The sequence below is a fragment of the Occallatibacter sp. FHG110214_02 genome (genome assembly GCF_059115385.1).
On record NZ_JBZYWK010000016.1, the window covers coordinates 77,970 to 90,518 of the forward strand.

Annotated in this window: 12 protein-coding genes; 7 read left to right on the forward strand and 5 right to left on the reverse strand. The window is 57.3% G+C overall.

The window, feature by feature from the left end:
• The first annotated feature begins 69 nt into the window (after window positions 1–69).
• Window positions 70–1,077 (forward strand): Gfo/Idh/MocA family protein, encoded by a 1,008-nt coding sequence (locus AC5S3R_RS14290; RefSeq protein ID WP_494267760.1) that lies wholly within the window; start codon window positions 70–72, stop codon window positions 1,075–1,077.
• A 16-nt stretch (window positions 1,078–1,093) separates the two neighbouring features.
• On the opposite strand, the gene AC5S3R_RS14295 is transcribed toward AC5S3R_RS14290, so the two are convergent.
• Together AC5S3R_RS14295 and AC5S3R_RS14300 are read right to left on the reverse strand one after the other, a co-directional pair.
• Window positions 1,094–3,040, reverse strand: a complete 1,947-nt coding sequence (locus tag AC5S3R_RS14295) for a PP2C family protein-serine/threonine phosphatase (protein ID WP_494267761.1) — start codon at window positions 3,038–3,040, stop codon at window positions 1,094–1,096.
• A gap of 125 nt (window positions 3,041–3,165) precedes the next feature.
• Window positions 3,166–3,531, reverse strand: coding sequence for a hypothetical protein (locus AC5S3R_RS14300; protein ID WP_494267762.1), 366 nt, complete (start codon window positions 3,529–3,531; stop codon window positions 3,166–3,168).
• Window positions 3,532–3,734: 203 nt separating this feature from the next.
• Between AC5S3R_RS14300 and AC5S3R_RS14305 the strand changes: the two genes are divergently transcribed.
• Window positions 3,735–4,082, forward strand: a complete 348-nt coding sequence (locus AC5S3R_RS14305) for a hypothetical protein (protein WP_494267763.1) — start codon at window positions 3,735–3,737, stop codon at window positions 4,080–4,082.
• A 358-nt stretch (window positions 4,083–4,440) separates the two neighbouring features.
• On the opposite strand, the gene AC5S3R_RS14310 is transcribed toward AC5S3R_RS14305, so the two are convergent.
• From AC5S3R_RS14310 to AC5S3R_RS14320, 3 genes are all read right to left on the reverse strand, one after another.
• Complete coding sequence (locus AC5S3R_RS14310; protein ID WP_494267764.1) at window positions 4,441–5,439, reverse strand: transaldolase; 999 nt, start codon at window positions 5,437–5,439, stop codon at window positions 4,441–4,443.
• A gap of 208 nt (window positions 5,440–5,647) precedes the next feature.
• Window positions 5,648–6,469: a fumarylacetoacetate hydrolase family protein gene (locus AC5S3R_RS14315; protein ID WP_494267766.1), complete on the reverse strand. Its 822-nt coding sequence runs from the start codon at window positions 6,467–6,469 to the stop codon at window positions 5,648–5,650.
• A 15-nt stretch (window positions 6,470–6,484) separates the two neighbouring features.
• Complete coding sequence (locus tag AC5S3R_RS14320) at window positions 6,485–7,582, reverse strand: hypothetical protein (RefSeq protein ID WP_494267768.1); 1,098 nt, start codon at window positions 7,580–7,582, stop codon at window positions 6,485–6,487.
• Between the two features lie 186 nt (window positions 7,583–7,768).
• Here AC5S3R_RS14320 and AC5S3R_RS14325 point away from each other — a divergent pair, with 186 nt between their 5' ends.
• From AC5S3R_RS14325 to AC5S3R_RS14345, 5 genes are all read left to right on the forward strand, one after another.
• Window positions 7,769–8,677, forward strand: coding sequence for an EamA family transporter (locus AC5S3R_RS14325; protein WP_494267769.1), 909 nt, complete (start codon window positions 7,769–7,771; stop codon window positions 8,675–8,677).
• Window positions 8,678–8,888: 211 nt separating this feature from the next.
• A complete protein-coding gene (locus AC5S3R_RS14330) occupies window positions 8,889–9,965 on the forward strand; it encodes a 3-deoxy-7-phosphoheptulonate synthase (protein WP_494267770.1) in 1,077 nt (358 codons plus the stop codon).
• A 148-nt stretch (window positions 9,966–10,113) separates the two neighbouring features.
• Window positions 10,114–10,539 (forward strand): MerC domain-containing protein, encoded by a 426-nt coding sequence (locus AC5S3R_RS14335; RefSeq protein WP_494267771.1) that lies wholly within the window; start codon window positions 10,114–10,116, stop codon window positions 10,537–10,539.
• A gap of 116 nt (window positions 10,540–10,655) precedes the next feature.
• Window positions 10,656–11,573, forward strand: coding sequence for a hypothetical protein (locus AC5S3R_RS14340; protein WP_494267772.1), 918 nt, complete (start codon window positions 10,656–10,658; stop codon window positions 11,571–11,573).
• Entirely contained in the window at window positions 11,552–12,436 is an 885-nt protein-coding gene (locus tag AC5S3R_RS14345; RefSeq protein ID WP_494267773.1) for a hypothetical protein, read from the forward strand. The genes AC5S3R_RS14340 and AC5S3R_RS14345 overlap by 22 nt, the downstream gene beginning before the upstream one ends.
• Window positions 12,437–12,549 lie beyond the last annotated feature (113 nt).

A 12,549-nucleotide genomic window follows, 5' to 3' on the forward strand; every position in this document is an offset into this window, starting at 1 on the left:
CATATCTTCATGCGAACTTTATGCCGCGTTTTGCGTGCCCCCCTCGGTCAAGCAGATATCATTCCCCGCATGAGCAAAAAAATTCGTTGGGGCGTATTGAGCACTGCAAAAATCGGCGTCAGAAAAGTCATACCCGGCATGCAGTTGGGCCACTTGAGCGAAGTCACAGCCATAGCCTCGCGCGATGCAGCAAAAGCGCGCCAGGCCGCCGACGAACTCGGCATAGCAAAATCTTATGGCAGCTATGAAGAATTATTAGCCGATCCCGAAATCGACGCCATCTACAACCCTCTGCCCAATCAGCACCATGTGCCGTGGACCGCAAAGGCCGCCGAAGCCGGCAAGCATGTCCTCTGCGAAAAGCCGCTAAGCCTCACCGTTGCCGAAGCCGAAACGCTTCTTGAAGTACGCAAACGCACCGGCGTAAAAATCGGCGAAGCCTTCATGATTCGCACCTTCGCGCAGTGGCTGCGTGTGCAGGAAGTCATCCGCGACGGCCGCATCGGCGACCTCCGCGCCGTCTCTGGCTTCTTCAGCTACTACAACGTAGACCCCAACAACATCCGCAACAAGCTCGAATCCGGCGGCGGCGCGCTCTACGACATCGGCTGCTATTGCATCCAGGCCGCACGCGTAGGCTTCGGACACTCGCCGCACCGCGTCATCGGCCTCGTTGACCGCGACCCTGCATACGGAACCGACCGCCTCACTTCCGCGCTGCTCGACTTCGGCAGCGGCCAGGCCACCTTCACCTGCAGCACGCAGCTCAACCCCTACCAGCGCGTGCATTTCTTCGGTACCCGTGGACGCATCGAAATCGAAATCCCCTTCAACGCCCCAACCGACCGCCACACCCGCATCTTCATTGATGAAACTGGCGACCTCACCGGCAGCGGCATCCTCAGCGAAGAGTTCCCCATCGCCGACCAGTACACCGTGCAGGGCGATGCCTTCTCCCGCGCCATCCTCGAAGACACAGAAGTCCCCGTGCCATTAGAAGACGCAATCGAAAACATGAAAGTGATTGAAGCAATCTTCCACTCAGCCGACTGCAGCACGTGGGAAACAATCGCATAGTCACAGTAGCCTCGGCTCAAGCAGCCGAGGCTACTGCTTTCTCCCGCGCAATCGTCACCACCGTAATATCGTCCTGCTGTCCAAACTCCTGCGCACGCTTGGCAATCTCACTCGCACTCTCTCCCGCAATCTCTCGCGCACGCTCAAAGCCAAACAACTCCCCGCTGTGGCTCTGCGCTTCAATCACGCCATCGGAATAAAACGTAAGCCGCCCGCCCTGCGGCACCTGTACCTGCCGCGTCTCATACCGCATCGCCGGAGCAACACCCAACGGCAGCGCACCCGCCAACTCCACTTCCTTGCCGTCAAGATACGGCGGCAGATGCCCCGCATTCGCAATCGTCATCGTGCCGTCCTTGGCAATATACGCAGCCAGCGACGTAGTAAATCCACCACACGACCTGCCCAGCAAACGCTCGTTCAGCTTCTGCAGCAAAATATCCGGAGCATGCGTCTCATCCGCCGCTGTACGAATCGCGCCCACCAGCGTAGAAACCAGCAACGCCGCAGGCAATCCCTTGCCCGCAACATCCCCCACAACCACCATCAACCCATCCTGCCCTGCAGGAAACACCTGGAAGAAGTCCCCACCCACCTGCTGCGCCGGCAGATACACCGCATCCACCGCAAACCCCGGCACGGAGTCCGTCTTCTCCGGCACCAGCATCTGCTGAATCTGCTGCGCTGCTTCCAGTTCCGCATCAAGCTGCGCCTGCCGCTTGCTCATCCGCGAAGACCGCAGCAGGATAATCACTCCCATCGAAATAGTAGCGAGCATATTGCTCACCGTGTCGCTCGAAACGTACAGTGGCCCCACAAAATTATGCTGAAGCGTATTCATCCAGAAAACCGCGGCTTGTTGCTGTATCGACATCAGGAAGAGAACGACCGTCATAATCAGCGCATACATCTGCAGACTGAAAAGAGCCACAGGAATCAGCAGAATACCCGCCTCACGATTCCCCCTGCGCCAATGCCGAATCAGCACAACAGGAATAATGAACGACTGCAAAAGCACAGACGGCAGTTGCAGGTACGGCGCATAGGAAATGTTGTTGGGGTAATACACCGATGCAACGCTGGAGGCCGCCTGCAGAATCCCGGCAATCACAAAGTAAGTACGCCACCGCCATCCAATGCGTTGGTGAACAAACGCAAAGTACAGCGTCCCCCACACCCACGGACCCACAAGGTCCAATGCAGCCGCAAGCACCTTCCAGAACAGCGGTATATTCGCCACGGATTCAAGAACCGACGCCAGCCCCTGGAGGAAAAAGAGCGTGGCCATGCAGGCCACCCAGAAATACTCTCCCTGCTTGCGCTGCGAAAAGAACAATACCAGCGCCGCAACACCCAATGCCACAAAGAGCAGGTCGGCAATTCCATCCACTACGCTTCCGCCCAGAACGCGAAGCCATGCCGTGTCCCGCAGCACGTCATACTGGCCAATGCGCAGATTGCTGCTGCCATAGCCAACCTGACCCTCATACCACTCAGCCTGCGTAACGTAAACACGCATCGCAATCAGCAGCGTGCCCGTGGCAATCTGGCTGCTCGGAATCGGAGCAACAACGTGCGCTCCAAAGGTATACAGAACGGGAGGAGCAATTCTTCCCAGCGTAATTACCCGCTCCCCGTTGACATAAATTTCAAACGCCCGCGCGAGGTTATTCGTTTCCAGCGCAAGATCTTTCTGCACCGGGTCCACCTTCACCCGCAGCCGGTACCACAGAACCGATGGCCTACTCTTGCCAAAAATATCCTGACCTGATTTGGTGGGGTCAAAAGGCGTCCACTGCGAATCATCAAAATCCGCGCGCGCATACGCGGGGTCATCTCCCGCATGAACCAGCCACTGCGCCTTAAGCTCGCTGGGCCCGCGCAGATGCGTCGCATCAAAAACCGGCGTCTCTGCATGCGCGAAAATACACAGCGCAAGTACAAAGAAAAATGCAGCCGCCAAAAATCTGCAATAGCGAGCTCTCAAGCAGCATCCCCCCGGCAATCTCTCACACGCTGGCACAACATAAAGCAAAGCAAGTTGGCTACCAGCTTACTAAATCACCGGGAGGACGCCCATGAAACCCGCTACTTAGCCCGGTTCGCCGTAAACTCCGTCGGCGGGCGCTCGCCAATGGTGCGCGTGAACTTGATGCTGTCCCCGCTCACCGTACCCTTGTAGGCAATCGTCATATCGTTGCCGTTAAAGCTCACCTTCTGGTTAAAGCTAATCGTGTCCCCATCCACCTTACCGTCCGAAATATCGGAGTCACCACGCTGTGTCGTAATCTTGCCCGTCAGCGCCGTTCCGTCCACGTGGAAATCAAAGCTCAACTGTTGCGTGCCACGCGGCGTCTCCACCGAAGCAGTCCATTTCCCCGTCACATCCGCCGCAAATGCCGTCACCGTTCCGAGCGCCATGAACAACAGCGCAAGAGCAAATTTCTTCAACATACCAACACTCTCCCGTACGTATTTTTGCTTCCAAAGCCGCGGTTTCCCCGTTGCCCTGTGTGTTGGAAGACGGAAAACAAGCATGGAAAGTTACACCATGCTCCATGAATTTGCTCACTGCGACAAACATCCACCCGATGGTATGATTCGCGCCTAAGGGATAATAGGGAAACGGGGGTTCTATGCTGCGCAAATTATGCGTTATGTCCTTATTCTTCCTGCTTTCCGCCGCCGCCGCCCTTGCCGGCGACTTCAACGGCAAGTGGGCCGCACAGTTTGACACGCAAATCGGCACCCAGAAGTACACCTTTGAATTTCACGTAGACGGCTCCAAACTAACCGGCAAAGCCATCAACGAGCAGTCCGGCGCCACCGACATCACCGAAGGCAAAATCGACGGCGACAACATCAGCTTCGTAGAAACACTCAACTTCCAGGGCAACGACCTCCGCATCCTCTACACCGGCAAAATCGACGGCGACAGCATCAAGTTCACCCGCAAAGTAGGCGACATAGCAACAGAAGAACTGACGGCGACGAGAATGAAATAGGCAGGGACAAGGGACAGAGACAAGAAAACAATGGCTGAATTCCACTCATGGAATTCAGCCGTTGTTGTTGGATGCACAGGGAATCTTAATCGAACCGAGGGACTTAGGTTTGTCCTTCGGTCTCTTTGTCCCTGCCTTCAGAACCACCCTTGCGAGTGGAATGTAACCCTATGCGCCACAGCTGGCGCAGCCACACAATTCCGTTACGTTAGACACATTGCATAGACAGGAGTTGTGATTCTCAGAACATAAATTTATCGACTTACTCTCGCGCCCATCTTTCTACCGAATTCTTTCCCAACCTGGCAGGCATAAAAAGGGCGGCCAAAGGCCGCCCTTTTCATTCCAGACAACTCGCTTAAACCGCCGCAGGAGTGCGCTGTTCCAGCTCTGCCAAGCGGTTCGCCAGCAGCGTTTCCAGCTTCACAAGCGCCGCCGAGAAGCCATCAATGCCCTCCTTCAGCTTGTCGTGCGCCATGCGGTCTTCCGCATGCAGCTTGTCGAAGGCTTCCTTATCGATGTGGATCTTTTCAATCTCCAGACCCTTCGCTGCTTCCGCGTCCAGCTTGAGCGGCAGTTCGCCTTCGGTCTTCTCAAGCTCCGCCAGCAGGTTCGGAGAAATCGTCAGCAAGTCGCTGCCCGCCAGTTCCGTAATCTCACCAATGTTGCGGAAGCTCGCGCCCATAACCTGTGTCTTGTAGCCAAACTTCTTGTAGTAGTTGAAGATCTTCGTCACAGACTGCACGCCCGGATCGTCCGCGCCGTGGAAGTCCTTGCCTGTGTCCTTCTTGTACCAGTCAAGAATGCGGCCCACGAACGGCGAAATCAGCGTCACGCCTGCCTCTGCGCAAGCCACCGCCTGGTGAATGCCGAACAGCAGCGTCAGGTTGCAGTGAATGCCTTCCTTCTCCAGCACCTCAGCCGCGCGAATGCCTTCCCACGTCGAAGCAATCTTAATCAGCACGTGGTCGCGGCCAATGCCCGCCTCGTCATACTGCTTGATGATCGCCCGCGCCTGCTCAATCGTCTTCTCGGTGTCATACGAGAGCCGCGCATCCACCTCGGTCGAAACGCGTCCCGGAACAATCTTCAAAATCTCTTTGCCAAAGGCCACAGCCAAGCGCTGAAATGCGAGATTCGCCACATCCGTATCGCTCGCCGATTCGCCCTTGTCGTTGCGTGCGCCTTTCAGCACTTCATCCACAATCGCCTGGTACTGCGGCATCTGCGCGGCAGCCGTAATCAGGGAAGGGTTGGTCGTCGCGTCCGTCGGCTTAAACTGCTCCATCGCCTGGATGTCGCCCGTATCGGCAACCACCACGGTATATTTCCGCAACTGCTCCAAAAGATTCGCCATCTATTTCCTCCAGTGCGCAGAACGCGCCATCTCTTCCAGTGTACGCCCGTTTGGATGCTCCGGGTGAACGCCCGGTTACTCGCCGCCCCGCAGTTTGAGACCGCACAAATATCCCACAAAAGCCCCGTGCCCCACCCTTGCGGCTTTTTCTGCCGCAAGGGTGGGATAACAATCGCCCCGCCCGGACCTCGTCCTTCGTCACTCGTCTCTATTCCGCCGCAAAGCTATTCGACAACACACCCAGCCCCGCAATCGAAACCTCCACGGTATCCCCGGCCTTCAACGGCCCCACACCCGCCGGAGTCCCCGTCAGCACCAAATCTCCCGGCTCCAGCGTAATCGCGTTGGAAATATACGTCAGCAAATGCGGAATCGAAAAAATGAAATCCGCGGTAGACCCATGCTGTTTTACCTCGCCATTCACGCGAGTCTCAATCTCCACGCCCTCATGGGGCTCAATCTCATCCGAAACCCACGGCCCCACCGGGCAAAACGTATCAAACCCCTTCGCCCGCGCCCACTGCCCATCCTTCTTCTGTAAGTCGCGCGCCGTCACATCATTCGCCAGCACATACCCGCGAACATAGCTCCGCCAATCCTCGCCCGGATGCACGCCAAAATGCACCTTGCTCACGCGCTTGCCAATTACCAGAGCCAGCTCACCCTCAAAATCCACGCGCTCAGCAACCGCAGGCATCTTCACCACGCCCCGCGGCTCAAGCAGCGACGAAGGCGGCTTGTAAAACAGCAGCGGCTCCGCGGGAACCTCGTTCCCCAACTCCTTCGCATGGTCGCGATAATTCCGTCCTACGCAAACAATCTTGGAAGGCGTAACCGGAGCCAGCAGATCCATACTCTTCAGCGGCAGCGCCTCAAACTCCACCCCGGCACTCAACCCGCCATGCTCTATCTGGAATCCCAAATCCTCTTCCGGAGCATCCACAAGCCCCACAACCCACGGCTCGCCCTCGCGCTCCTCAACAGCCCCATACAGCGTCTTACCATCCAAGCGAAACCGGCAGTACTTCATTCGCAAATCCCCCAATCAGTTAGAAGGCACCGACTCCTCAGCCTCATCCGACCGCTTGCTCTCATGTCCCGTCAAGCTCACCGCGCTCACAGCATAGCGGTACGTATGCCCCGCCTGCACCGCTGCATCATGAAACGCAGGCCCCACCACAGGCTTCGCAGGAGAAACCCTCGCCCACTCCCCATCGCCCTCGCGCCGGTAAACAACATACCCCGCCAAATTGCGGTCCGTCCCCGGCAGCCAGTTCAAATCAATCGCCGCCGCACTCACGCCACTCGCCGGAGTAGCCACAGCCGCCAGCCCCGCAGGCACGGCAGGCGGAAACACATCCTGCACATCCACCCGCACCGGAGCAGAAATCTCCCCCGGCAGCTCAATCAACTGCCCATCCACCGTCACACGAGCCACGCGCTGCGCCCGGTACTCATAGCTCTCGCCATAATTGACAGACTTATCCAGAGCCCGCCCCGCATCGGAATCCACCAGCAGCCACAGCTCGGTCTGCTCCTTAGGAGCACCCAGCGGCCCCGATTCCTTCTTCTTCACCGGAGCCGTCAACCCATTCTGTTTGAGTAAAGTCCGGTACAGCCGTACAGCCTGCGCCCCATCCCCCGCAGCCCACCGCATCGCCACGCCGCTCTTGTTCAACTCCGCAGCAAACCCCGCCACCGCCGCCGGAGCTTCCCCCGCCAGCACCACCGCCGCATTCGACTTCCCCGCCGAACGCTCGCGCTTATTCTTCAACTCAACAAAATAACTAAGCCCCCGCGGCGCACCCGCAGCCAATGCAGACGGCAGCGAATCCACAAACTGCCCCTTCGCACCCGGAGCCGCGCTCACCACACCGGCATCCACGCAAAGCCCAGCCCCCGGCCCCTCCACCCGGCAAACAGCAGCCGTAACATCACCCGTCAGGGCAACCTTATCCGTATCGCGCTTGGGATTCGTCCACGTCAGCGTAACCTGGTTCCCCGCCCGCACCGCTTTCAAATCCCCCACGCGCTGCGGCAAATGCAGACTAGGCGGCTGCGGCGCGCCCGGCGTCCCACACCCACCCAAAAACAGCGAGCCCACTCCCAGCAAACCAGCCACAATCCACTTCAGTCTCGTCATCCCCATCAGTCTAACGGAGCCAACTCCACAAACCATCCCAGCTTTGAACTGCTTTGCAACAAGCACAACTGGTAGGCCGGGGATTTATCCCGGCAACAAAAGGCAAATAAAAAGCACTGGGCTTTAGCCCCTGAGGTTTGCTTTTCCAAACCACCACCCAACATCCGGTAAAGTTGAAATCACCCCATGAGCACAACACCAGTCACCCGCGAAATCCAGCAGCCCAGCAAACTCCTCGTTCTGGCCTGCTTCTTCGCCATCTACATCCTCTGGGGAACCACCTTCCTCGGCATCCGCATCGCGGTCCTCGAAATGCCGCCCGTCTTCGCCGCCGGCTCCCGCTTCTTCACCGCCGGAGTCCTGCTCTATACCTTCCTCCGCCTCCGCGGCGCAGCCAACCCCACGCCCATCCAGTGGCGCAATCTCTTCCTCATCGGCCTGCTCATGTTCACTGTGGAGTACGCCGCCCTCTTCTGGGGAGAACACTCCATTCCCTCCGGCATCTCGTCCCTCCTCGCCGCCACCATCCCGCTCTTCACCCTCATCGCAGAGGTAGCAGTCCTGCGCCAGCAAAAGTGGAACGCCACCCTCGGCATCGCCACCGCTCTCGGCTTTGCCGGAGTCGTAGTCCTCATGCTCCCCGGCAGCACCATCGCCATCCCGCTCCTGCCCGCCCTCGCCATCCTCATAGGCTCCGCCACCTGGGCCTTCGGCGGAGTCCTCCGCCGCGCCCTCGACGTCCCCTCTTCCAGCACGCTCACCGCCGCCTGCACCATGATGCTCGGCGGAGCCGTCCTCTTCCTCTTCTCCGCCCTGATAGGCGAAATGCACCCCTTCCCGCACCTCACCCAGCGCGGACTCCTGGCCATCGCCTACCTCGTCACCGTAGGCTCCATGCTCGGCTTCGTCGCCTACATGTGGCTCCTCAGCCACCTCCCCGCCACCCGAGTAGCCAGCTACGCCTACGTCAACCCCATCGTCGCCGTAGCCCTCGGCTATTTCGTAGCCCACGAGCCAGTAACCCTCCGCACCCTCGCCGGCGCAACCCTCGTAATCCTAAGCGTCATCCTGACATTGCGAGCCAAAGCGCAATAAAGCGGGTATAGGGGATGGGGTATCGGGTGTAGAGAAGGACAAAACCAAAGACCGGGAGCGCTGTCCCGCCACAAAACACAAGAGCGACGCAGCACCAGCAGCAGCTTTTTTTGCTTTCCCCTATACCTGATACCCCATCCCCTATACCCTGCTTCCTGCTACCATAAAAAGAAGACCCTCTTGGCCCTTTCGCCGTCAGGAACCAGCAACCATGCAGCCCTTGATTGAAGATTTAAGGATTCTCTCCAACAAAGTCGTACTCCCGCCCGTCTTTCTCGAAGAAGAACGGCCCGTCTCAGAAAACGCAGCCGCCACCATCTTCAACTCGCGCATCGACATCAACCAGATTCTCGCCAAGCGCGACCAGCGCCTGCTCGTCCTCGTCGGCCCCTGCTCCATTCATGACACCCGCGCCGCCGTCGAGTACGCCGAACTCCTCAAGTCCGCCATCGCCGAGTTCCAGCGCGACCTCCGCATTGTCATGCGCGTCTACTTCGAGAAGCCCCGCACCACCGTTGGCTGGAAGGGCCTGATCAACGACCCCTACCTCGACGAATCCTTCCAGATCAACGACGGCCTGCGCCTCGCCCGCAATCTCCTCATCGACCTCAACGAGATGGGCGTCCCCGCTGGCACCGAGTTCCTCGATATGATCTCCCCGCAGTACCTCGCCGGCCTCGTAGCCTGGGGAGCCATCGGCGCGCGTACCACCGAATCGCAGTCCCATCGCGAACTGGTCAGCGGCGTCTCCTGCCCCGTAGGCTTCAAAAATGGAACCAGCGGCGACGTGCAAATCGCCATCGACGCCCTACGCGCCGCGGCCATCTCGCACACCTTCCTCGGCCACACGAAGAACGGCCAGTCGGCCATCTTCCGTACCACCGGCAACCGCGACACGCACATCATCCTGCGCGGCGGCAGCAAGTCCACCAACTACGACGCGCAAAGCGTAGCCGAAGTCAGCCAGAAGATAAAAGCCGCTGGCCTCGACCCGCGCATCATGATTGACTGCAGCCACGCCAACAGCCAGAAGGACTACACCCGCCAGCCCCTCGTCGCCAGCGACATCGCCGCGCAGGTAGCCGCAGGCAACACCGACATCCTCGGCGTAATGATCGAGAGCAACCTCGTAGCAGGCGCGCAAAAGCTGGAGTCAGGCAAGCCACTGGTCTACGGCCAAAGCATCACTGACGGCTGCGTAGACTGGCCCACCACGCACAAGATGCTCAGCGAGCTAGCCCAGTCCGTTCAGGCGCGCCGCGAAGTAGCCCAGCTAACCGCGCAATAAAGGTAGGTTTTTCACACAAACTTCGGGTGCCCCTGGTCCCTCGCATTTGGGAACCAGGGATACCTATCCAGCCAATTCTCCAATTCCCGTCCCACAAAACTCCATATAAACTAAAACATCACCAAAGAAGAACCGGAGACAGCCGCCCATGTGCGACGCACAGCCAGCCACTACCAGAAAGCCCTTCGCCCTCTCCGCCGACCACCTCGGCATCGGAGCATCGGCCCTCTGCGTCGTCCACTGCCTGCTCACGCCGCTGCTCATTTCCTTCTCGGCAGTCTTCGCCCACTTCCTCCCTTCGGAAGAAAAGACCCACCGCGTCCTGGCCATCGTAGTCACCGCCGTCGGAGCATCCGCCCTCATCACCGGCTACCGCACCCACCGCCGCCCGCACACGCTGGTCCTCATGGCCATCGGCCTCACCTGCATCTTCGCCGGAGCCTTCTGGGGCGACTCCCTACCCGCCCACTGGATGGAAGTCCTAATCACCTTCACCGGCAGCGCCTTCATGATCGCCGCCCACCGCCTCAACCACACCTTCTGCCGCAACTGCCGCTGCACCCACGAAGAATAGCCCCACCAATTTACGAGTTGTCATCCTGAGCGCAGCCGTTTCTCACGCGGAGGGAAGGAGCTGCGGTTGTTGAGGCGGACCGGGCATCGCATCCACAAACCAAACATCTGTCAGCAATGTCCAAAGAAATCATTCATTCCTTATTCAGTGAATTGGGTAGGGATGAATCCGCTCTCGTCGATTCCATTCATCAAAATCTGGCCACGTCCACAGCCCAGCAAATGGATGAAGTTGTTCTCGCCTATTATGAAAACGCAAGGCAAAGCGGCAGGCGAATGAACCTGTCCCCGGAAGCTCGCCAAATAGCAAGGAGGCCACACATCCTCGCCACAAACCGGATCACGCTGCCCGGAAACAGCAGCGCGCGACCGATGGCAACTAATCCCAATGACTATTGTCTGGACTCAACTCCCGACGAACTACAAGAAGAAGACGATGAATGCGGCGATGAAGGAGGCGTATATGACCTTGAAAATTGCGAATGCAACGACGCCCCTTATGAAGGGAGCGGTGGGGGCGGGGAAGCGCCACCAGAATGTCCCGCGCCACCCACCTCTGAAAGTACTGTAGCTGTTGGAGCGAATCCAGCCAGTAATACACTTACTAATTTTCAGATGACACTTTCTGGCGGAAGCGGAAACTTTTCAAATTGGATTATTACCGAATATGCGGCCCAACAGGGAGAAGATAGTTGCTATAACTCAAGCGTTAATCCTGCATATGTCCCTGAATATCCAGCAGTAGAAGGTTCTACATGGCCACCGGTATCCAGCAGCAATCAATGGGGCCCAGATTCTGTTGGATTCATAGCCGGTTCCGTAGAATACATCCGCAACAATTCTCCATATAAATCAAGCACACCTATTATCACAACTTTTCCATGCGGATTTGTAATGTATCAAGCTCTCAGCGCGCAGTGTTCCAGCAATTCGCCGATATATCTATATGACCCACAAGTTACGCTAACTGGAACAGTCAATAAGTCATCCGTAACAAATTGCCGGGAGGGAATATGCAGCACACTCAACAATTAACAAGTTGGCATATTTATGCTGAGCGCTGGAAAGCTGTAGCACATGTGTATTCTGCGAAATTCCTTTTCCTTATTAGCTGCGCAACGACGCTGCACAACCTCGCCGCACAAATGCCCCCGGCGAGCACATCCTATGAAAAGCGGCCCTTCATCCCTCACGCTGTAATCGAACAAAATCCCGATAACAGCATGAGCATCACCGCTAGCAGCCCACGCCCTACCCAACAGGCAGTCGCAGCTATTCGACGCCAATATGGTTGGGTACTCGATTATGAAGAGGGAGAATTTCCTGAGACACAACTTGATTACACAACCAGGTCTAAACCAATCCCAATCGGTGGCACATTCCGTATAAGAATTGCCCAGCCGAACTCTACAAATCCATCCGAAGAGGAGCAGTTTGTTCAAACTCTTATAAAGTCAGGAGCGTCTGTGACTGGCGCTCTCGCTGAAATAATCAAAGGTGCGGATAATCGATTAACTGTGACTATTCGATATAACAACTCAGAACTTCCGATACTCAGCACTCGTATCGTTCTTCCGAAAGACACTCGAACAATAGAAGAAACAATCCAGCAAATCCTCAGCTTGGTAGCCGCAAAGCGAAACATCGCTCCTATTGATCGCGGAGGAATGATAGACAACGAGCTAATAAACACAAAAGTTACAATGGGAAGTGATACTCCAATGGCTGCGCGCGATTTGCTTGCTCAGGCATTGGATGGATGTCGAGTAGCCAAAGTCTGGCTATTAGGATTTGAACCGAGCGAAAATCACTACGTGATAGCAATAGAATCGGCCGTCAAAGTATCCACAGATAGCACAGGCAGAAGTATGGCTATGCCCATTTTCCAGAGGCATTGATTTTCACGCCGGGTACCGGGTGCCCCATGTCTCCCTCTGTTTGGAGACATGGGATAATCATCACCCCACCCCACTCCTCCCCGGCTTTTGCTTTTCCTGTCCCCTGCACCCCG